Annotated in this window: 18 protein-coding genes and 1 tRNA gene; 9 read left to right on the top strand and 10 right to left on the bottom strand. The window is 54.2% G+C overall.

Translation table 11 applies throughout. The features are described 5' to 3' along the window. Positions 1-30 precede the first annotated feature (30 nt). The 5 genes from CS910_RS01565 to CS910_RS01545 form a co-directional block, all read right to left on the bottom strand. A complete protein-coding gene (locus tag CS910_RS01565) occupies positions 31-585 on the bottom strand; it encodes a [protein ADP-ribosylglutamate] hydrolase (protein WP_099209417.1) in 555 nt (184 codons plus the stop codon). After that, positions 578-1561 (bottom strand): DUF835 domain-containing protein, encoded by a 984-nt coding sequence (locus CS910_RS01560; protein ID WP_099209416.1) that lies wholly within the window; start codon positions 1559-1561, stop codon positions 578-580. Before CS910_RS01560 ends, CS910_RS01565 begins: the two co-directional genes overlap by 8 nt. After that, the gene (locus tag CS910_RS01555) at positions 1548-2822 is read right to left on the bottom strand and encodes an amidohydrolase family protein (RefSeq protein ID WP_099209415.1); all 1275 of its coding nucleotides are present in this window, start codon (positions 2820-2822) and stop codon (positions 1548-1550) included. Before CS910_RS01555 ends, CS910_RS01560 begins: the two co-directional genes overlap by 14 nt. A gap of 66 nt (positions 2823-2888) precedes the next feature. Next, entirely contained in the window at positions 2889-4094 is a 1206-nt protein-coding gene (locus CS910_RS01550) for an MFS transporter (RefSeq protein WP_158523793.1), read from the bottom strand. 140 nt (positions 4095-4234) lie between these two features. After that, a complete protein-coding gene (locus CS910_RS01545; RefSeq protein ID WP_099209413.1) occupies positions 4235-5008 on the bottom strand; it encodes an S-methyl-5'-thioadenosine phosphorylase in 774 nt (257 codons plus the stop codon). Positions 5009-5122: 114 nt separating this feature from the next. Between CS910_RS01545 and CS910_RS01540 the strand changes: the two genes are divergently transcribed. Both CS910_RS01540 and CS910_RS01535 read left to right on the top strand, forming a co-directional pair. Beyond that, positions 5123-5848 (top strand): proteasome assembly chaperone family protein, encoded by a 726-nt coding sequence (locus CS910_RS01540; protein WP_099209412.1) that lies wholly within the window; start codon positions 5123-5125, stop codon positions 5846-5848. Between the two features lie 9 nt (positions 5849-5857). Beyond that, positions 5858-6241 carry a DUF473 domain-containing protein gene (locus tag CS910_RS01535; RefSeq protein WP_099209411.1) on the top strand — a complete coding sequence of 128 codons (384 nt, stop codon included), beginning with the start codon at positions 5858-5860 and terminating at the stop codon, positions 6239-6241. Here the strand turns inward: CS910_RS01535 and nucS are convergent. From nucS to CS910_RS01520, 3 genes are all read right to left on the bottom strand, one after another. Beyond that, a complete protein-coding gene (gene nucS, locus CS910_RS01530; RefSeq protein ID WP_099209410.1) occupies positions 6238-6987 on the bottom strand; it encodes an endonuclease NucS in 750 nt (249 codons plus the stop codon). The two genes, CS910_RS01535 and nucS, sit on opposite strands and share 4 nt — an antisense overlap. Before the next feature lie 30 nt (positions 6988-7017). After that, positions 7018-8076 carry a DNA repair and recombination protein RadA gene (radA, locus tag CS910_RS01525; protein ID WP_099209409.1) on the bottom strand — a complete coding sequence of 353 codons (1059 nt, stop codon included), beginning with the start codon at positions 8074-8076 and terminating at the stop codon, positions 7018-7020. Between the two features lie 181 nt (positions 8077-8257). Continuing rightward, positions 8258-9277 (bottom strand): potassium channel family protein, encoded by a 1020-nt coding sequence (locus CS910_RS01520; protein ID WP_099209408.1) that lies wholly within the window; start codon positions 9275-9277, stop codon positions 8258-8260. Positions 9278-9963: 686 nt separating this feature from the next. On the opposite strand from CS910_RS01520, the gene CS910_RS01515 reads away from it, so the two are divergent. The 7 genes from CS910_RS01515 (at position 9964) to CS910_RS01485 (ending at position 20993) form a co-directional block, all read left to right on the top strand. After that, the gene (locus CS910_RS01515) at positions 9964-10572 is read left to right on the top strand and encodes a DNA-binding protein (RefSeq protein ID WP_223211910.1); all 609 of its coding nucleotides are present in this window, start codon (positions 9964-9966) and stop codon (positions 10570-10572) included. A 260-nt stretch (positions 10573-10832) separates the two neighbouring features. Then, the gene (locus CS910_RS01510) at positions 10833-12086 is read left to right on the top strand and encodes an ORC1-type DNA replication protein (protein ID WP_099209407.1); all 1254 of its coding nucleotides are present in this window, start codon (positions 10833-10835) and stop codon (positions 12084-12086) included. Continuing rightward, positions 12086-14260, top strand: a complete 2175-nt coding sequence (locus CS910_RS01505) for a DNA-directed DNA polymerase II small subunit (RefSeq protein ID WP_099209406.1) — start codon at positions 12086-12088, stop codon at positions 14258-14260. Before CS910_RS01510 ends, CS910_RS01505 begins: the two co-directional genes overlap by 1 nt. Before the next feature lie 2 nt (positions 14261-14262). Next, entirely contained in the window at positions 14263-15339 is a 1077-nt protein-coding gene (locus CS910_RS01500; protein WP_099209405.1) for a hypothetical protein, read from the top strand. Between the two features lie 179 nt (positions 15340-15518). After that, complete coding sequence (locus CS910_RS01495; protein ID WP_099209404.1) at positions 15519-19388, top strand: DNA-directed DNA polymerase II large subunit; 3870 nt, start codon at positions 15519-15521, stop codon at positions 19386-19388. Between the two features lie 44 nt (positions 19389-19432). Continuing rightward, the gene (locus tag CS910_RS01490) at positions 19433-20119 is read left to right on the top strand and encodes a hypothetical protein (RefSeq protein ID WP_099209403.1); all 687 of its coding nucleotides are present in this window, start codon (positions 19433-19435) and stop codon (positions 20117-20119) included. A 100-nt stretch (positions 20120-20219) separates the two neighbouring features. Further along, on the top strand, positions 20220-20993 hold the full coding sequence (locus CS910_RS01485) for an SDR family NAD(P)-dependent oxidoreductase (RefSeq protein ID WP_099209402.1): 774 nt from the start codon (positions 20220-20222) through the stop codon (positions 20991-20993). Positions 20994-21041: 48 nt separating this feature from the next. On the opposite strand, the gene CS910_RS01480 is transcribed toward CS910_RS01485, so the two are convergent. Together CS910_RS01480 and tpiA are read right to left on the bottom strand one after the other, a co-directional pair. After that, positions 21042-21117, bottom strand: a tRNA-Gln gene (locus tag CS910_RS01480). Between the two features lie 61 nt (positions 21118-21178). Continuing rightward, positions 21179-21859, bottom strand: a complete 681-nt coding sequence (gene tpiA / locus CS910_RS01475) for a triose-phosphate isomerase (RefSeq protein ID WP_099209401.1) — start codon at positions 21857-21859, stop codon at positions 21179-21181. Positions 21860-21868: the final 9 nt, after the last annotated feature.

Below are 21868 nucleotides of genomic sequence, written 5' to 3'. Positions count from 1 at the left end.
GATTGTTGGGCCCAACGTATTAAATCGTTTTCAGTCGTCGAAGAATAGGTCAATAACCTTTCGAGCGGTTTGGTAGGCATCCTCTGAGTACAGCACCAGGTAAACCTTCTTCACGCTTCTCGCTTCCCTCGAGAACTCCTCAATGGTTTCCTTGAAGGTTCTAACGACTTCCTCAAGCGGACAGCCGTAAATTCCGGCGCTTATCGCTGGGAATGCTATGCTTTTGACGCCCAGCTCGTCTGCCTTCCTGAGCGCTCCGAGTATAGCCTTCCTGAGCTTCTCCTTCTTATCCCCGTCCCATCGGCCGCCGCAGTAGGGGCCGACCGTGTGGATAACGTACTTAATCCCATAGCGCTCGAGTCTCATCGCCGGCGTTACAACGACCTCGCCGTGCTCCATTGAGTCCTTTCCGAGCTGTTCCCTTAAGGCTTCCTTGCTTATCCTGATGTACTCGCGGGCGTCTCCAGCGGCGGCCCTGGCTATGGCGTAGGCGACGCCACCGCCGTGCTCGAGGTAGCGGTTCGCGGCGTTTACAATCGCCTCGGCAGGAAAGCGGGTGATGTCGCCTTTAACAACCTCAAGCATTGCCCTCACCCACGATGCTCCTCAAAAGCTTTCTCTCCCTCTCGGAGAGGAAATCGTCACTCCCGACTATAAACACCGTGGCGCCGTGGACGAGGGCGTAGTCCCTGAGCGCCGACAGGAACTTGAGGACGCTGGAGAAGCCGTTTTCGAGGACGAGGTAGTCGAGGCCGTCAATGACGATGATTGGCTTTTTACCAGCCTCCCCAGCCTCCCTCATGAACTTGACCGCCATGTCGAGAATTTTGGGGAGGTTAGTCGGCGAGATTGCCCGCTCGTCGTGAACCGTCGTTATCCAGAACCAGTTGGGGCAATCCCTCGGAACCCGCGAGAACACGAGGGCCGATGAGAGGACGTTCTCCGGGACGGAGGGGACGAGAAGGAGACCCGGCCTTTCATCGAGGCCAACGTCCTTGATTGAACCTATGGAAAAGTCCCCGATGAAGGACGTCCTCAGGAAAGTTCTAACGGACTCAAACGCCATGAAAACAGCGATAACAGCAGGGATTAGATGAAACCTGAGGAACGGCACAAAGGCCGAAGCCGCCACGACAACACCCAGTATCCCCTGAAGAAACGCCATTGGGAGGAAATCCCTGCCACCAAACGAACCAAGGACAACGGAAGACGCACATATCCACAGGCCAAGAAGGAGGAAAGTCGATGTTTCATGCCCCGGATAAAGAAGGATTACAAAGAGAATCGGAAGTATCGAAAGATAGAGGAGGTCCCGTCTCGTTTCATCCTCCATCGATAGTTCTTCAATGGCCATGACGTTTCCGGCCCAAAGAAATGTCGAAAAAGACGCAAGACCGACGGCGTAAACAGCCTTATCCAATGAAAACATTGGAACGGCCAGGCTCAGCCAGGCCAGGGAGTAGTAGAGGAGTGCCTTTCGGCCAGTAAGGTGGTAGTTGTAAAACAGGAGAACGTAGGAGACAAGCAGTGCGATGCCGAGGAACAGGTCAAGATAGTTCACGCGCCACCTCCTCCGCCCTGTTCAGTATTTTCTCCTCATCCAGCGTAAGAACTTCGCGGTCGAGCATTAAAACCTTTCCGTCAACTATCGTCGTCTCGACGTCGTTGCCGTTGGCTGAGTAAACTATGTGGCTCACTATGTCGTGAATCGGCCTCAGGTGGGGTCTGTTGAAGTCGAAGATGACCAAATCGGCCAGGTAGCCGGACTTTATGACGCCGGCGTTGAGGCGGAGCGCCTTTGCACCGTTCACCGTCGCCATCTTGAAAACTGTCCTTGCATCTGCAACCGTCGGGTCAAGGTTGTGGACCTTGTGGAGTAAAGCGGCAAGCTTCATCTCCTCGACCATATCGAGGTTGTTGTTGCTGGCACTTCCATCGGTTCCGAGGCCGACGTTGACCCCAGCGTTCAGGAGCCTCTGGAGGGGCATCACACCGCTGGCGAGCTTCATGTTCGAGCTGGGGTTGTGCGCAACGGTGACGCCGTTCCTCGCGAGGATTGAAACGTCCCTGCTGTCGAGCCAGACGCCGTGCGCTATTATCACGTCGCTCCCGAAGAAGCCGATTTCGTCGAGGAGCACAACGGGACTCTTTCCATACCTTTCCTGAATCTTACCGAGCTCGGCCATCGTCTCGGCCACGTGAATCGTTATCAGCTTCCCGTGCTCATCTGCGAGCTTCCTGACCTCCTTCAGGAGGGCAAGGGAGCAGGTGTAGGGCGCGTGGGGCCCGAAGACGAAGTGGACCCTCTCCGAGTTAAGGCCCTCGATGGCCTTCATCTCGCGCAGGGCCTCTTTAATCTCCTTCTCCGTCCGCTCGGGGTCGCCGAGGTCTATCATGCCGTAGCTGAGGTAACCCCTCAGACCCGAATCGAGAACCGCCTCGGCCACCGCGTCCATCTGGAAGTACATGTCGAGGAAGGTCGTCGTACCGGTTTTAATCATCTCGAGCGCTCCGAGGTAAGCCCCGACCTTGATGTGCTCGCGCGTCAGCTTCGCTTCCCTCGGCCAGATGTGCTTTTCCAGCCACTCCATCAGCGGTAAATCGTCGGCGAGACCGCGAAGGAGGCCCATCGGCGAGTGGGTATGCAGGTTGACGAAACCGGGCGAAACGACCCTTCCAGTCGCGTCTATGACGGTATCGGCGGACTCGTTGATTCCCTTCTTGACCTCGACGATTCGGTTGCCCTCGATTAGAACGTCCGCTTTAACGACCTCAAGGTTCTCGCCGTAGAGAACGTAACCGTTCCTGATGAGAATGCTCACACCAACCACCCCCTTTTAAAGGGGTGTGTTTCCGCTGGAAGTTAAAAAGATGTCGGGAAGCCGGAATCAAAAGCCTCGGCTCACTGTTTGTAGGGACTTGAGTTTAAGGAGGATTAGAATTCCAAGGGGCGTTAACAACGCAGGCAGGAGGAACGCCAGCTCCGGACCGATGCCCCAGAGAATAGTTCCTATCGCAGGCCCCGGAACCGCGGAGAGTTTCGCCAGAGATGATTTAAAACCCAGAATAAGGCCCCTGTGCTCCCATCTGGTGTTCTCGACCACGTATCTGTTGGAGGCGACGTTGAGCTGCTCGATGAAGGCAAGAGCTGCCAGGGACAGGAAGGCGCCCGAGAACGGAGCGAGTGCAAAGAGAACCAGCAGGGGTACAGAAAGGGAGTCCTTCAGTATTAGGGAGTCCAAACTGCCAATTCTGTCTACAACGTAGCCGGCGATAAACGCCCCCATAAGGGTTGCGAAGCCTATGGCGGAGTAAAGCCAAGAAATCTGGGAAACGCTGAGCGAGTAAACTTTCTGAAGGAACATCGGGACAAAGGGAGACGCTATCGAACTGACGAACAGCTCAAAGCAGAGGTAGGCCATAAAAAGTTTCAATGGGGGCTCTTTAAGCAGGGTTACTCCTTCAAGGGCTTCCCTAAACCTCTCAAAGGTTCTGCCAGCCCTTCTTTCCACAGTTTCAGAAACGCGGAGGTAGAAAAGAATGGAAATCAGAACAAACAGGGCCGAGAGGGCAAAAAGGCGGGAGTTGCTAATCCTTCCAATCATGGAGCCAAAGGCGATGTAGCTCAGGATTCCGGAGGCACTGCTCGCCATGAAGAGGAGCGACATGCCCTTTCCCATGCAGTCTTGTGGTACGGACTCGCCCACGAGGGAGAACAGCGCCGGGGAGGAGGCTGTAAAAGAGGCGCTGAGCATTACAGCCGGCAGAACGATTAACTTACCTCCGGAACCGGCCACGAGAGCGAGGGAAAGCAACGCCAGCACCTCAAGAACAGCAGACACGAGAATCACATATCTTCTTCCGTGCGAATCGGCGAAAGCGCCGGCAACGAGGGGCAGGAAGCCCGCGAAGACGTTGCTGATTGTCGCGAAGAGGCCCACGAGAGCCGGGCCGCCGATTGAAGCAAGAGTTATGTTCAGGTAGTAGCCGATGAGATAAGACACCGCGAAAATGTTTAGAGAATAGGCTAAAAGAAGGGCTTTGACGTTGCCGTTCTTCAGCAGTGCCCTGTAGCCAAGACTTTGAATGTTCAAGGGCAAACCTCCGCAAGGTTCAAGGTGGACGGCGTGCTATGTTATGGATGCAAATTCATATTTAAGAGTTATTCATTACAAGAGTACTACCAAAATTCTAAACTAAATTAAAGAAGCTAAGGGAAGTAAAAACATTAAATTCACACGAACATCGTCTTCAGCACATCCCCACAGCCACACTTCCCCTCTTCTGGAATCCTCGGAATGCCCTTCTTGAGAAGCTCCTGAACCTTGTAGTTGTTCTCGGCCATGACCTTGAGGACTTCCTGGGCATCAACCGGCTTGTCGGCCCAGACGTCGTAGTCGGTGACCGTTGCGATGTTCACGTAGCACATTCCGAGCTCCCTAGCTAGGTTTACCTCGGGAACGAGCGTCATTCCGATGATGTGGGCGTACTGCCTGAACATGAAGCTCTCGGCGCGCGTTGAGAACCTTGGGCCTTCGATGCAGACGTAGGTGCCCTTCTCGTGGACGGGGAAGCCGAGCTCCTTGGCAGTTTCGTAGAATATCCTCCTCATCTCGGGGCAGAAGGGGTCGGCCATCGAAACGTGGGCCACGCGCGGGCCGTTGTAGAAGGTGTAGTCCCTCTTTTTGGTGAAGTCAATGAACTGGTCGGTTATCACTATATCGCCGGGCTTGTACTCCTCGCGGAGTGAACCGACGGCGGTAACGCCTATGACCCTCTCGACTCCCAGCTCCTTGAGCGCCCAGATGTTCGCGCGGTATGGAACCTCGTGGGGCGGGAACTCGTGGTGCTTGCCGTGTCTTGGTATAAAAGCAACCTCAACGCCCTCGATTTCGCCGATTTCCACCGGAGCCGAGGGCCTGCCGTAGGGCGTGTGAACCTTGACCGTCTCCTTCGGCTCGAAGACGCCGTAAACCCCGGAACCGCCTATGATGCCTATCCTCGGCATGGTCATCACCGTGTTAAATGCTCGCTCCACTCATATAAGGGTTGCCTTTCCAGTGGAAACGAAGGGCGGAAACTTTAATAACCTTTGGGAACTAAATATTCCGGGGGTGGTGAGATGGAGGAGAAACCAGTCAAGCTCGTCCTGCCGGAGGTAAAGAACCCTATATTCATCGAGGGTTACCCGGGAATAGGCCTCGTGGGTCACATAGCGGGCAACTTCCTGGCTAAAGAACTCGGAATGGAGATGATAGGCTACGTCGAGAGCCCGTTCATCCCGCCGATGAGCATAGTCCTCGAAGGGAAACCCAACCCACCGCTCCGCTTCTACGGCAAGAACAACATAATCGTGGCCATCGCCGACGTCTACGTCCCCCCAACGCTGGTGAACGAGATAGCGAAGGAGCTCGCGAGCTACCTCAGTGAGATGAAGGCCGAGAAAGTAATCTCCATCGGCGGAATCGGCATAGGCTTCTTCAAGGAGAAGATGGAAGTGTGGGGCGTCGGCGCGAGGGAAGAGCTCAACAGGGAGCTCGAAGAGGCCGGAGCGAAGATACTCCAGTACGGCTCGATTATGGGAATGAGCGGAAAGCTCCTCTGGGAGGCCGGAAAGAGAGGCCTGAACGCCTACGTGCTCCTCGGCGAGACGTTCGGAGACAGGCCCGACCCGAGGGCCGCTGCCAACGTCATCGAGGTCCTCAAGAAGCTAACGCCTATTGACGTCTCGACGGAACCGCTCATCAAGGAGGCGGAGATGATTGAGGAACAGCTCAGGAAGATGCACGAGCAGATGGAGCAGGCGAGGAAGAAGGAGATGAAGCAGTACGAGAGCCTCTACCTGTGAGGTGGTAGCATGGAGGCGGTAATCCTTGCTGGAATCGCGAGACGGGTTTTGGACGAGCTCCTGAGGAACCCCTACAGGACGATAGAGCTCAGAAGCGCGAGGAACGTTTTGGCCATCGAGGAGGCGATAGACGAGGCCCTCCGGCTGTTCCTCACCTACGACCCCTTCGACGACGTCTCCACCGGAACCAAAGGTCTTCTCGCGGAGCTGATAGAGGCCAAAGAGCTTGAAACGAGGGTCCCCTGGGAGGAGAGCGACGAGAGAGAAATCACCGTCTGCAGGGCGAAGGTGAAGCTGGTCGGCCTCGGGCGGGTTGTAGAGGTCGAGAGAAGGGACGGAATCCTCTTGGCGAGGGTCAGGGAATTGTTCCCGCACGAGATGAGCATGGGCTAAAACAGCTTGAGCTGTCTCCCCTTCGATTTTCTGCCCCTCTTCGGCGGTTCGAGCTTCCTGAACTCAAGGCCTTCTTTTTCGAGCAGTTTTTTGGCGCCGGAGGTGAGCGAAGGGGCAACTAAAATACCCCGGACGTTCTCGTGCTCCTCACGGAGGGTTTCGACGTAGCGCTTGAGCTGGCTGACCGCGTGCAGATCCGCTCTCCTGCGCTTCAGCTCGAGAACGACGAGGTTTCCGTCTTTATCAACGCCCAGGACATCAACGATGCCGTGCTTGATCGGCTTCTCGCGGTAGAGGGGCTTGAAGCCGGGTTCTATAACCTCCGGCTTCTCGAAGATCAGCTCGGCCATCTCGGCCTCGCTACCGGTCAAAGCGAGCTCCTCATAGTCTTCAGCGTGGAAGACCGTGATCAGGTAGACCTCGTCGAGCTCGACCTCCAGCGTTTCCCTCGGCTTCCGCCTGACCGAGATGAGAACGGGCTTTCCACGGAGCTCCAACCTAACGACGCTCCCCGGAGGCTGCCAGTTGACCGGCTCGCGCTTCTCCTTCTGGTGTATGAGGAAAGAGCCGTCGGGCTTGACGATTATCACCCTGTCGCCGGGGCCGAGCTCGCTCTTTGCTCTGCCGTCGTAGTGAACCCGGCAGCGGGCGAAGATCGTCAGCATCCCCTCGGAGGAAACGGCCGAATCAACGAGGAGCTTTATTTCCTCTGGAGACGGGTTCTCTCTGAGCTCAACCTTGGGCATGGAGAAGAGTTGGGGAGGGGATTAAAAAGATTAATCCTCAACCCCCTTCTCGGTAATCCTGAAGACGGCCTCTCCCTCGGGCAGGTGCGGGCTGTCTATGAGCCTTGCAACGCGCTTTCCGGCCTTGCCCTTCCTGAGGTAGATTCTGAGCGTCGCGCTGTGAGCGAGTATGTGACCGCCGACGGGCCTCGTCGGGTCGCCGAAGAAGGCATCTGGTTTCGCCTGCACCTGGTTCGTCACGAAGACCGCTATGTCGTAGAGGTCTGCCAAGCGGTGTAAATCGGAGAGGTGCTTCGCCAGCTTCTGCTGTCTCTCGGCGAGGGTTCCCCTGCCGACGTACTCGCTCCTGAAGTGGGCCATGAGGGAGTCCACGACGAGGAGCTTAACGGGCCTGTCAGTTGAGGCTTTCTCCTTGATTATCTCCTCGGCCTTCTCCACAAGAAGCATCTGGTGGTTGCTGTTGAAGGCCCTCGCAACGTAGATGTTCTTGAGCGTCTCGTCGGGGTCCAAACCCCGAGCCTCGGCTATCTGCCTTATCCTCTCGGGCCTAAAGGTGTTCTCGGTGTCAATCCATATCACCGAACCACCGAGCCCGCCTTCCTCCGGCGGTTTCTGGACCATGACGGCGAGGGTGTGTGCGAGCTGGGTCTTTCCGGAACCGAACTCACCGAAGACCTCGGTTATGGCCTGCGTCTCTATTCCACCTCCGAGGAGCTTGTCGAGGCTCTTGCTTCCAGTGGAAATCTTGCCGATGGTCTTTCTCTTCTCCATGTACTCGTCGGCGCGCATGAAGGTTCCGATGTTCGCGGCTTCCCTAGCGGCCTGGATTATCTTGAGTGCGGCACCTTCGCTTATTCCGGCTATCTCCTTGAGCTCGAGCGGTGAAGCAACGGCTATGGCCTCAATACTGTCGTAGCCGGCCTCACGAAGCTTCTCAGCGGTAGCTGGACCAACGCCAGGCAAATCCTCAAGGGTTCGGATTTCCTTTTCCTTTTTCTTCTTTGAAGACGATGACGGTGAGCTTTCGGCTATTTCAAGCTCCTCGAACTCCTCAAGCTCTTTAACCTCTTCAACCTTCTTCTTCGCCATGAGACTCACCCGGGAATACCCTTAAGTGAGGTAAAGTTCGGGGGTTAAATAACTTTTCCCGGAAAAATCGGGAAGGCAATCTTTTAAGACTTTCGCCAGTTTCGAAAAACGAACTTTAAAAACACCCAGATTTTACTGAAAAGCCCTGAAAAAAGAGAATTACAAAAGATAGACCATGAGCTCAGGATTTTCCAGTGGAAATGAAGCCCCTCAGAACTATCAGTCGGGCACCCTCAGGAATCGGTTCGTCGAGCGGGGGATTGAGAACCGGACCATCGAGATAGTAGCCCAGGAGAAACAGGTTCTTCGTCTCCTTGAGCTCGCGGAGGGCTTCTATGTACGGTCTGCCCCAGAAGTCCCGCCCTTCCATCACGGTGACGTCGTAACCCTTAACCGAGCTCGTTATGTCGTCTATAACGTCAACCACCTCGGGCTCGAAGACAGAACTCGCGAGGAGTCTTCCCGCCAGGCTTCTGCTCACGATGACCCTATCAGCACCGGCCTCCCTCAGGAGCTCAACGCTGTCCTCGCTCAAGACCTCAACTAGAACCTTTGCATTTGACATCCTCTTCACCATGAGGGTCACGAAGACTGCCTTTGAGTCGTCTTCGAGGGCCAAGATTACGTGGGAAGCCTTTTCAACACGGGCCCTCTCAAGGGTCTCCCTGTTGGTGGGGTCCCCTATGAGGACCTCTATTTCCTCTGGAAGCTCAACCTTCTTGCGCTCCTCCTCGCTGGGAAAGACAACAACAATCGGGGCCAACCTCAGCTCACCGCGCTCGATTGCGCCGATAAGTTCGTTAACGCAGGTTGAAACACTACTCCCCTGCCCGATTACCAGGTAGTGGTTGGTGTAGTTAACCCGGTGCATGCCCATCATCCTCCTGAGGGACGAGGAAATAAAGTTCTCGGCCAGAAGGGAAACTAGGGCAGTGAATGTCGAGATTCCGGCCACGGAGGCAACCATTGCAACGATTCTCCCCGCCTCAGTCTTGGGGGTAACGTCGCCATAGCCGATGGTCGCCATCGTTATGACTGCCCAGTAGAAGGCCGTGAAGAAGTCAACGCCCTCAAAGTAAGCAAACGCGGTCGCAAACGCTATTGCCAATAGAAGAACCGCGAGGGCTATCTGGATTAAGCGGTTTCTGCTCACCTTGACCCTCACGCGGAGCAGTCGCCTCACGACGGTTACGGGTAGCATGGGCTTTGTTTCCACTCGAACCTTAAAAATGTGCCCCATAATCAAAACAATTCAACAATGGTCCTCAAGATACCACGAAGCACAGTTTTTCCAGTGGAAACAAAGGTCTTTTTCGATGGCCATCGAAAAGACCCCCCAGAGTTTCATTTCCACTGGAACCAGCTTTCGGAAAACGGACGGTTTTAGCAGGGTAGTTAAAGGTAACAGAGATTTAGGGAGATTGTTTAAGTACGTAGCTGTTGAATCATTCAATGAATTGTGTAGAATTTTATTATATCGTTCAAAATCCTTATGCATTATCCACGTTAATTTAGTTGGTTGTTCATAGAAAGGTATAAAAACTGACACCCACAAAAAGAATGGGAGCTTTTTATCAACTTTAAATCGATCTCCTGTGGGAAGCTTCAAAAGCCCGCTCCACTGGAAACAAAACTCTGGGGGGGATACAAACTGTTTAACTTTTCTAATTTTGCAATCGTTATTGTTTAACTAAAATGAACTAAACTGTTCCCTGGTGTTCATCTTTTGATGGCCATACATGTTCATTTTTCTTTCAGTGGAAATAACCAATCTTAATTTGTTTCGGGTTTCCAAATGCAAAATTTCGTGCACATCTCTGTGCATTTGGTTTCCTCGTTTCCTCTGGAAGGGCAAACCATTAATTCATCAACGCCGTATTTCAGTTGGTGGTTCCTGTGGAGATTAGGGATATTGTTCTCGACTGGTTGCGCTCGGGCAAGGACGATGCCAACGACATCGTCGACCTGCCCTGGGAAGTTAAGCAACTTGAACCGAACCTCTACGTCGCGGAGCACCCCAAGATGCCCTTCACACTGCTTCTCTCGTTCGGAGAAGGCTTCATACGACTGCTGGCCCCTATGGGTCTTGAAACGTTTTCCATGACCAATGACGAAAAGCTCAAGGTCTACCACGCACTCCTCAAGCTGAACGCGGATGTTAATCTTATGAAGTTCATCCTCATGGGCATGAACGACGACGTTTACCTGGCTGTTGACTTAGACACGTCAGACCTCGGCAAGGCGGAGTTCAACGACGCCCTCTCGGCCCTTCTTGTTGGTCTGCTCTCAGCCGTTTCGGCGCTCAACCTCGAGGAGGAGTTTGAAGCCCTGCTAAAGGAGCGCGTGCTTGCGATGGTCTACGAGAGACTTCGCAAGGGTGCGAGCAGGGAAGAGCTTCTTGACTTTCTGGTTTCCCGTGTGGGGATGCCCAGGAACGAGGCTTTAGCTCTTCTCGCCGGGGTTCTTCCCGAAGAGCAGGATAGGGGCTACCTTTGAGGGCAACTCCTTCCTTTTTCAGTATCTCCTTTTACATCAACCTGTTCAACAAGGCATATAAACCCGGACTCCACACTTGCTATGCTTTCCACTGTATCCGGTGCTTCCGGTGGAGATCTGATATAATATACGAAATCTCTGGGAACATGTTGGATTAAATACAGATAGTATTGGATATATTGACGAAATGTTCCTCTTTATGCGTCTGATTACGACGGTAATACGGCGTTAGAGTATGATTTCCGGTGGAGATGGGAGCCATGGGAGACAGGGGCGACTACCTGACGTCGATATTCGAGAAGTACCTCCACGCCAAGAAGATTTTCAAGAACAAGGAAGTCCTGAGGCACAGCTACACGCCAAAGGAACTCCCTCACAGGCACGAGCAGATTGACGAGCTGGCTCATATCCTCGTTCCGGTTTTAAGGGGTGAAACGCCCTCGAACGTCTTCGTCTACGGCAAGACCGGAACCGGTAAAACTGTGACGGTGAAATTCGTAACCGAAGAACTAAAGAAGATATCCGAGAAGTACAACATTCCCGTCGAGGTCATCTACATCAACTGCGAGATAGTCGACACCCACTACCGTGTTCTCGCGAGGATAGTCAACCACTTCAAGGCTGAAAGTGGTGTGGAGGTTCCCCTCGTCGGCTGGCCGACCGATGAGGTCTACGCCAAGCTGAAAGAGGTTATAGACGCGAAGGAGCGCTTTGTAATCATCGTTCTGGACGAGATAGACAAGCTCATCAAGAAGAGCGGAGACGACATACTCTACTCCCTCACGAGGATAAACACAGAACTCTCAAAAGCGAAGGTCAGCATAATCGGCATCTCAAACGACCTCAAGTTCAAAGAGTATCTCGATGCCCGCGTTCTTTCAAGTTTGAGCGAGGAGGAAGTCGTTTTCCCGCCCTACGATGCCAACCAGCTCCGGGACATTCTCATGCAGCGCGCAAAGGAGGCCTTCTACGAGGGCGTTCTCGACGATGCGGTAGTGCCACTCTGTGCTGCCCTGGCCGCTCGCGAGCACGGCGACGCGAGGAGGGCTCTGGATTTGCTCCGCGTCGCCGGTGAAATAGCGGAGCGCGAGGGGGCGAGCAAAGTAACCGAAAGGCACGTCTGGAAGGCGCAGGAGAAGATTGAGCAGGACACGATGGAGGAAGTCATAAAGACCCTCCCGCTCCACTCGAAGGTCCTCCTCTACGCGATAGTCATGCTCGACGAGAACGGTGAGTTGCCAGCCAACACCGGCGACGTTTACTCCGTCTACAAGTCCCTCTGCGACCACCTCGACGTCGAGCCCCTCACTCAGAGGCGCGTGAGCGACCTAATCAACGAGCTCGATATGCTCGGCATAATCAACGCCAAGGTCGTGAGCAAGGGGCGCTACGGCAGAACCAAGGAGATAAGGCTAAACGTCACACCCTACATGGTTAAGAACATCTACCGCCACGACGAGCAGGTTAGAAGCCTGCTCACGCTCACCCTCTCCAAGCAGAGGAGGTTGTTCTGATGCTGATTGAGGATTTAATCAAGAATAAATATTTAATAACTCCATCTGCCTACTACCTCCTCGAACCCCACTACAAGAGGGACTTCACTCTGGCGGAGCTGATAAAGTTCGCCAAAGCTCGGGGGACCTTCGTCATAGACTCCTCCATAGCCGAGGCCTTTCTCACCGAGAAGGGTCTCTTTTCCACTGGAGAGCTCACTGAGCAGACCCCCCTTGAGGTCTCTGAGGAAGAGCCTCTTGAGGCTTCTCAGGAGGAAATACATGAGGACTTTGCTGAATCTGATGAAATTCCCGTTCCCGAAACTGTTACCGCCTCTCGGCCCGAAGAAATTCCTTCTTCTGAAGACTTTGAATCCGCGGAAGCATCGGGTTCTATTTCCACTGGAGATGTTGTGGAAAGCGAAGTTTCTACGGCTTCTTCTGAGGGAGAGAGCTTTGAACCCGCTGAAATTGTTGGCGAGACTTCAATTTCCACTGGAACTACCCCTGAATTGAGGCAATCTCCTACCTCTAATCCTGTTGAAGAACCAATTTCCAGCGAGATTTCAGAGGATGAGAGTTTTGTTTCCACTGGAACGCTTGAATCCGCGGAACCCGAAGATAGTGTCATCGGCTCTCCAGATGAGTCACTAACAGAGGTCGTCGAGGACTCACTTCCACTGGAATCCAATGGAAACGGCAACGGCTATGGAAACTACGCCGATAGTGAGGAGTACTATGAGAACGGCGAGAACGGAAACGGGGTGAAGCCAAAAATCGTCTACGGTGATTACGGGATTCCCATAGCGTACGTCGGAGAAGACGTCGAGGGTGAGAAGAGCTACTCCACCTACAAAGACGTCGTGATAAAGCCTAGGGAGGGCTTCCACTACCGCGCGAAGGAGATTCCCGACGACTGGGAGCTCGCCTTCGACGTCAAGAACGTGAAGTTTGAGGCCCCGAAGGTCAAGAACGCCGCGAGCAAAGAGGGCGAAATAATAATCCAGGCCTACTCGAGCTACTTCAAGTCGAGGCTCAGGAAGATGCGCAGAATCTTCCGCGAGAACCCCGAAATCGGGACGGTCATAGACATCGCGAAGCTGAGCTACGTCCGGGACGACGAGGTCACGATAATCGGCCTCGTCAACGACAAGCGCGAAACGGCGAAGGGCTACATGTTCGAGGTGGAAGATGCAACCGGACGGGTTAAGGTCTTCCTCGGCAGGGACAAGGAGAACGCTTCACAGGCCTACAACGCGATAATGCCCGATTCTGTTGTTGCCTTCCGCGGTCAGCCGGGCAGGGGAATCTTCTTCGCCAACCGCGTCTTCCTCCCGGATGTGCCGAAGTTCAGGCGCGAGAAGCCTCCACTGGAAGAGAAGGTCTACGCGATTCTGCTGAGTGACATCCACGTCGGTTCGAACAAGTTCTGCGAGAAGGCCTTCGAGAAGTTCCTTGAGTGGCTCAACGGCGAGGTCAACAGCAGGGCCGAGGAAGAACTCGTGAGCAGGATTAAGTACATGATAATCGGCGGTGACGTCGTTGACGGCGTCGGCATCTACCCCGGCCAGTACAACGAGCTGGCCATTCCCGACATCTTCGACCAGTACGAGGCATTGGCCAATCTCCTCCGCAACGTTCCCGACCATATAACCATGTTCATCGGCCCGGGCAACCACGACGCCGCGAGGACCGCTCTGCCACAGCCCGGCTTCTACGAGGAGTACGCCAAGCCGATATACAAGCTCAAAAACGCCGTGATAATAAGCAACCCCGCTGTGATAAACCTCCACGGCAGGGAGTTCCTCATCGCCCACGGAAGGGGCATAGAGGACGTCGTTGACTTCATCCCCGGGAGAACGCACCACAAGCCCGCCGAGGCGATGGTTGATTTGCTCAAGCTCCGCCACCTTGCGCCGACCTTCGGTAACAAGGTTCCCATAGCTCCCGACCCCGAGGATACACTCGTCATCGAGAGCGTTCCGGACCTCTTCCAGGCCGGCCACGTCCACGTTATGGAGCACAGGGTTTACAACGGCGTTTTCGTCATCAACAGCGGAACCTGGCAGGCCCAGACCGAGTTCCAGAAGATGGTCAACATAGTCCCCACTCCTGCGCGTGTGCCGATAATAGACGTTGAAACGGCCCGTCTGAGGGCCGTCGTGAGCTTTGAGCAGTTCTGCGAGGGGGTTTGATTATGGGTTTGCTGATTGGTTCTGATGAAGGAGACATAAAGTTCGTTGGGCGGCGCGGAACTTTCATCGCAAGAATCGGGGTTGCCGTAACGATCAGGAGGTCCAGTTATGACTCTTTTTTGAACCTTTATCGTGAGTTTTTTGAAGATTTCAAGGAGGATCTGAACTTAAAGACTCCCCGGTGGATTTTTTCGTCTTCGGATGTTAGAGGGTTTCTCATTGGTAGGGACAATGACCCGACAGAGTACTTCCTGCGTATGAAGGAGTTCGTTGAAAAGGTTGTTGTCCCCGGAGGTGTTATAACCAACTTCATCTTTGCTTCTTTTGGCGTTAAAAAAATTAGCATGCCAGATGGGTCGCAGGTTGGTGTTATGAATTTCATTAAGAAGAAACTTGGCTCGTACTTCTCTTACATTCCTGCTTGGGTCGTTCTATCTCGTTTGGGTCGGTCTCATCCAGTCGTTTATATTGATAACTTCAACCCTTCACCAAGAACACTCGCATGGGAGAAGCTCTGCAGGGATTCAAGGAAATTAGTGGTTATCCCCAACGGTGACAAGGTCAATCCTTTGATATCCACTGCAGACCTCGTCCTCAGGTACATCAAGGAGAGCATGCTGCTCTCAAAGTGGAGACTTGATGTGCCTTCTCTTCTCAAGAATTTGCCCTCGATAGGGTTCGCTCCAGATCTGTTAAAGGTGTATCATGTTGGTAGCAGAAGCCTATCTAAAATCGTGCCTGTTTCAACTGAAAACGATGTTCTTCCTCAATCATGGTATCCCCTTCCCATGATTTACGTTATCAGGGAAGGTTTGCTTCCGAAGAACGAACAGCGTTTAATTGAAAAATCTCCGGCATTTGAGTACATTTTGAGACATGCCTCTGAAGTTGGGGGTTCGATTAAGTTTCTTTCCCTCCAGAGTGGTGCGGGTGGCGATGTTGATGAGCTCCGCAGAAATGGGGGAATTCTCGTTTCTCTTGGTCCCTACGGCCATGGAATTGGAGAATACCTCATCGCCTTGGGATTCCCAGTAACCCATCTAACAATATCTGAACTTATCTCCAAATACGGGGGTTGATACAATGGCTCGAAATCTTTTTATACTGATGTGTTCAAAAATGAAATGGGGATACCGCCAGGCTAGGCGGTGTCCCTTAATATTGACCTATACGCCACTCCTGAATTTTTACCTTTTGTGGGGTCTCATTGTTGAATCTACTACTTGTGAGTCTCTTCTTAAAGTAGGGGTGGTTACTCATGCCTGAACTCTACTCACCTGAGATGAAGGCTTACTTCGAATCACTCCAGAGCGAAATAGACAGGGCCTACGAGATAGCGAGGAAAGCCCGCTCTCAGGGGAAGGACCCCAGCCTCGACGTTGAGGTTCCCCAGGCAACCGACATGGCCGGCCGTGTTGAGAGCCTTGTGGGTCCGCCGGGCGTCGCCGAGAGGATTAGGGTTCTCGTCAAGGAATACGGAAAGGAACTGGCGGCTCTGAAAATCGTTGATGAAATCATCGAGGGCAAGTTCGGCGACCTTGGGAGCAAGGAGAAGTACGCGGAGCAGGCCGTCAGAACCGCCCTCGCGATACTCACGGAGGGTATCGTTTCCGCCCCGCTTGAGGGAATCGCTGACGTCAAAATCAAGCGCAACACCTGGGCCGACAATTCCGAATACCTGGCCCTCTACTACGCCGGTCCAATAAGGAGCTCCGGCGGAACGGCGCAGGCCCTGAGCGTCCTCGTCGGAGACTACGTGAGGAAAAAGCTTGGCCTCGACCGCTTCAAGCCGAGCGAGGAGCACATTGAGAGGATGGTCGAGGAGATAGACCTCTACCACAGGGCCGTTACGAGACTGCAGTACCATCCGGAAGCCGATGAGGTCAGGCTCGCGATGAGGAACATTCCTATCGAGATAACAGGTGAAGAGACAGATAAAGTCGAGGTCTCCCACAGGAACGTTCCCGGCGTCGAGACCAACCACCTGCGCGGTGGAGCGATTCTGGTTCTCGCTGAAGGTGTCCTCCAGAAGGCCAAGAAGCTCGTCAAGTACATAGACAAGATGGGCGTGGAAGGTTGGGACTGGATAAAGGAGTTCGTCGAGGCCAAGGAGAAGGGCAAGAGCTCCGGGGAACTCAAGGCGGATGAATCCAAGGCTGAGGATTCAACTAAAGAGGAAGTCACCGAGAAGGTCGAGAAGGGCTTCTACTACGAGCTCTACGAGAAGTTTAGGGCCAACATCGCCCCGAACAAGAAGTACACGAAGGAGATAATCGGTGGCAGGCCCCTCTTCGCCGAGCCCTCGACCAACGGTGGCTTCCGCCTGCGCTACGGCCGTTCCCGCGTCAGTGGCTTCGCGACGTGGAGCGTTAACCCTGCCACCATGCTAATCCTCGACGAGTTCATAGCGATAGGGACTCAAATGAAAACCGAGAGGCCCGGAAAGGGCTGTATCGTTACCCCCGCGACCACCGTTGAGGGGCCGATAGTCAAGCTCAAGGACGGAAGTGTTATACGGGTTGACGACTACGAGACGGCTCTAAAGGTCAGAAACGACCTCGATGAGATTCTCTACGTTGGCGACGCGCTCATCAACTTTGGAGACTTCGTTGAGAACAACCAGACGCTTCTACCTGCCAACTACGCCGAGGAATGGTGGGTTCAGGAACTCGTTAAGGCAATCGAGGAGCTCTACGAGGTCGAGCTCAAGCCGTTCTCCGACAACCCGCGCGAGGCCGTTGAGGAAGTTGCCGAATACCTTGAAATAGACCCCGATTTCCTTGAGCGCCTTTTGAGGGACCCACTCAGGGTCAAGCCGAGCGTCGAGCTGGCGATACACCTTTCAAAGGTTCTTGACATCCCCTTCCACCCCTATTACACCCTCTACTGGAACACTCTGAAGCCGGAGGAAGTGGAGGAACTCCAGAAGGCTTTGCTGAACGCCCAAATCGAGTGGGACGAGTTCAGGAAGCTGAAGTTCGCGAGAAAGGTAATCCTTGAAAACGACCCGAGAATCAAGCGCTACCTTGAGCTCCTCGGCCTGCCCCACAGGCTCGAGAGGACCGAGGACAGGAGGAAGGTCATCGTCGTTGACTACCCGTGGAGTTCAGCCCTGCTCACGCCCCTCGGCAACCTTGAGTGGGAGTTCAAAGCCAAACCCTTCTTCACGGTCATCGACATCATCAACGAGAACAACCCGATAAAGCTTCGTGACAGGGGAATAAGCTGGATAGGGGCCAGAATGGGCAGGCCCGAGAAGGCTAAGGAGAGGAAGATGAAACCCCCTGTCCAGGTGCTGTTCCCCATTGGCCTCGCCGGAGGGCAGAGCAGGGACATTAAGAAGGCCGCGGAGGAAGGAAAAACAGCTAAGGTCGAGATAGCCTTCTTTAAGTGTCCAAAGTGTGGTCATACGGGTCCGGAGCACCTCTGCCCGGTCTGCGGGACGAGGAAGGAACTCCTCTGGCACTGCCCCAAGTGCAACGTTGATTATCCAGAGAGCGAGGCGAAGGAGTTCGGCTTCCGCTGTCCGCGCTGTGACGTCGAGCTGAAGCCCTATGCCCAGCGGGAGATAAAGCCCTCCGAACTGCTGAGGCGGGCCATGGACAACGTCAAGGTCTACGGCATCGACAGGCTCAAGGGCGTCAAGGGTATGACTTCCGGCTACAAAATGGCCGAGCCCCTCGAAAAGGGCCTTCTGAGGGTTAAGAACGACGTCTACGTTTTCAAGGACGGTACAATCCGCTTCGACGCGACAGATGCTCCAATAACCCACTTCAAGCCGAAGGAGATAGGGGTCAGCGTTGAAAAGCTTCGCGAACTCGGCTATACGCACGACTTCGAGGGCAAGCCCCTTGAGCGGGACGATCAGATAGTCGAGCTGAAGGTTCAGGACATAATTCTCTCCTACGAGGCCGGGAAATACCTCCTCAAGGTCGCGCGCTTCGTTGACGACCTGCTCGAGAAGTTCTACGGCCTGCCGAGGTTCTACAACGCCGAGAAGATGGAGGATTTGATTGGCCACCTCGTCATAGGTCTTGCCCCACACACCTCTGCCGGAATCATCGGCAGGATAATCGGCTTCTCCGACGTTTTGGTCGGCTACGCGCACCCGTACTATCATGCGGCGAAGAGGAGGAACTGCGACGGCGACGAGGACGCTGTTATGCTCCTCCTCGACGCGCTCCTTAACTTCAGCAAGTACTATCTCCCAGAGAAGCGCGGTGGAAAGATGGACGCACCGCTGGTCGTCACGACGAGGCTCGACCCGCGTGAGGTGGACAGCGAGGTCCACAACATGGACGTCGTCCGCTATTATCCCCTTGAGTTCTATGAGGCCACCTACGAGCTCAAATCGCCGAAGGAAATCAAGTTCATCGAGCGCGTTGAAGATAGACTTGGAAAACCTGAGATGTACGAGGGCATAAAGTTCACCCACGACACCGACGACATAGGCCTCGGCCCGAAGATGAGCCTGTACAAACAGCTCGGCGATATGGTCGAGAAGGTCGAGAGACAGCTCGCTTTAGCGGAGCGCATAAGGGCTGTTGACGAGCACCACGTTGCGGAAACCATACTCAACTCCCACCTGATTCCCGATTTGAGGGGCAACCTGAGGAGCTTCACGAGGCAGGAGTTCCGCTGTGTGAAGTGCAACACGAAATATCGGAGGCCTCCTCTCATCGGGCGCTGTCCGAAGTGCGGTGGAAAAATCGTCCTGACGGTGAGCAAGGGCGCGGTCGAGAAGTACCTGCCGACGGCGAAGATGCTGGTTACCCGCTATAAAGTCAAGGACTACACGAGGCAGAGGATTTGCCTGACCGAGAAGGACATAAAGACGCTCTTCGAGACGGTTTTGCCCGAAAAGCAGAGGACCTTACTCGGCTTCTCAGCAGACGTCTGCGAGAAGATGATTAAGGAGCGCACCGGCTCTTCGAACGGAAAGAACGGCTACCTCGATGGCTTCAACGGGAAGAACGGGAAGGCGAAGAAAGCGAAGGCAGAGAGCGAGGCCAAGGGGGAGAAGAAATCTAAGGCCGAAAAGTCGAAAGACCTCAAGAAGGAAGTCAAGAGGGAGAAGGCGAAGGCCAAGAGAAAACGCATAAGCCTCGACGAGTTCTTCGGAGGTTGACCTCAACGGTTAGCTATTTATAGTTCCTCCCCCTATTTCTTCCGATGCTCGACCAGTTCAAGCTCCTCCCCAGCGTTGCCTACCTGCGCGTCGAGAGGCAGGCCTTCGTCGGCTACTCCATGCCCCTGGCCGGCTGGGTAGGGGAGTATCTGATTAACTACCAAAAGCTCCCCCGGCCGAACTTCCTTGGAAGGGCTATGAGGAAGCTGGGCTTTTCTTTCGCTGGAGAGGAGCGGGACGAGCGCTCGATAACCCAGTTCTTCGTTAAGGGAAGCGTTTCAATAAGCGCGAGCTGGGACGTCGAGCGGGAAAGCCTGTTCCTCCAGGTGATTCCTCTCCGTTCAAGGCTGTCGAGGGGTTTAACCGTTAGGGCCGAAGACATCGAGTTCTACGACCAGTTCGTCGTTTCCATTGAGCCGGCCGAGAGGCTTCCGCCGGGCGTGAGGGGGATAGGGATTAGGGCACTAATCCTCGAGGACTTCTACCCCGTCGAGACCCCCTACTGGGGAATGCTCCACGAGGACTGGGAGAGCGAGCTCAACCTGCTCGTTATGAGGGACGAGGTTTATGACTCTTTGAAGCGGGAGGAGTACCGCTGTCCGGTCTGCTTCTCTCCGCTCGCGGAGGAGAACGGGGTTTTGAAGTGCACCCGTTGCGGATTTGTTTACGCGCCGGAGAGCGACTTCGAGAGGGTTGTCGAGCAGTTCCGCGTCGAGGAGTTTGCGTTTTGAAACCTCAACTTACTTGATTTAAACTTCATATTTTTCTTGTGTAATCTTTATATACCTCCCGGCTGAGGATTGTGTATATTGTCTGCAGGTGGTGTTGTGTATGGGGCGGGTTGAAGGCAAAGTCGCAATAGTTACGGGCTCGACGTCCGGTATTGGAGCGGCTATAGCAAAGCTACTCGCCAAGGAAGGTGCCAAAGTGGCCGTAACCGGAAGAAGCGAGGAGAAGGGCAGGAAAGTTGTCGAAGATATACTCGCGGAGGGAGGCACGGCCAAGTTCTGGAAGCTTGACGTGAGCAACGAGGCTGAGGTTGAGAGGGTTTTCAGGGAAGTTGTGGACGAGTTCGGCAAGCTTGACATCCTCGTTAACAATGCAGGTGTTCCCGGTCCCGACAAGCCCACTCACGAGCTGACCGAGGAGGAATGGGATTACGTAATGAACATTAACGTTAAGGGAACGTTCTTCTGCACGAAACACGCCGTTCCGTACATGATTAAAAACGGTGGGGGTAGTATCGTTAACATCTCATCCATCTACGGCATCGTTGGTTCTCCGGGGATTCCGCCGTACCACGCCTCAAAGGGAGCCATACGATTGATGACCAAGACTGATGCCCTGCTCTATGCGAAGTACGGAATACGCGTCAACTCAGTTCATCCCGGCAGTATATGGACGCCAATGCTCAAGAAGGCATGCAAAAAGTTCGGGGTCGATGATGAAGAGCGGTGCAGGGCGATTTTTGCCCAGCAGAATCCTATCGGTTTCGTGGGTGAGCCTATAGACGTTGCTTATGCGGTTCTGTTCCTCGCATCCGATGAGTCCCGCTTTATAACGGGGGCGGAACTGGTAGTTGATGGCGGGTATACAGCCCGCTAATTACCTTTTTTCCTTCATCCTTTTATTGCATTGTGAAAACGAGTGGTATGGTAGCCCCGCCGGGATTCGAACCCGGGTCGCGGGATCCAAAGTCCCGCATGCTTGGCCGCTACACCACGGGGCTGCCCGATAGAAAAGCCGAGTCTGGGCTTATAAATCTTAAGCCCTGCAAAAGTTAGAAAGGCTCAGAGAATCAGCGACACCAGGTCCCTTATCGCCTTCTCCGGGTCCTTGGCTTTGGTAACACCGCTCGCGAGGAGAACTCCGACGCTTCCGAGCTCAAGAGCCTTCTTCACGTCCTCGCCCGTGCTGATTCCTGCGCCTGTGAGGACCTTAACATTGGGGTTAACCTTCTTGACCAGCTCAACGGTGTCAGTGATGACCTCAGGCTTGGCCTTGCTGACGGGGATTCCCGTGCCTATGAGTTCCGGTGGCTCGACGGCAACGTAGTCCGGGCCTAAAGCTGCCACCGCCGCGGAAACGGCCGGGTTGTTGGAGCAGACCATCGTCATAAGGCCAACTTCCTCTGCACGTCTAATGCTCGCCTCAAGGTCAGCCAGAATCATCCTGTTCTCGGAGTGGTTGAGGAGCGTTCCAACGGCTCCGGCTTCCTTTACCGCCTCCGGAAGGACGTGGCCGGTGTGGCTTCCGGGCTTAATCGGGTCGATGTGCTGAGCAAAGACGGGAATCTCAACGCTCTCCGCTATCATCCTCAAATCCGCGAGCTGGGGCGCGACAACTATGGTTATTCCGGTCTCCTTGTAGACTTTCTCCGCGGCCTTCGCTATCTCCAGCGCCCGCTTTCCGGTCGCCTCTATGTAGGTCTTGAAGTTAATCGCTATAATCGGCTCCTTCAGCTTCGCCATGGGTATCAC

This window comes from Thermococcus henrietii (genome assembly GCF_900198835.1).
GTDB classification, from domain to species: Archaea; Methanobacteriota_B; Thermococci; order Thermococcales; family Thermococcaceae; genus Thermococcus; species Thermococcus henrietii.
The sequence above is the reverse complement of the archived record's forward strand: the minus strand, read 5'-3'. Positions and strand labels throughout refer to the sequence as shown.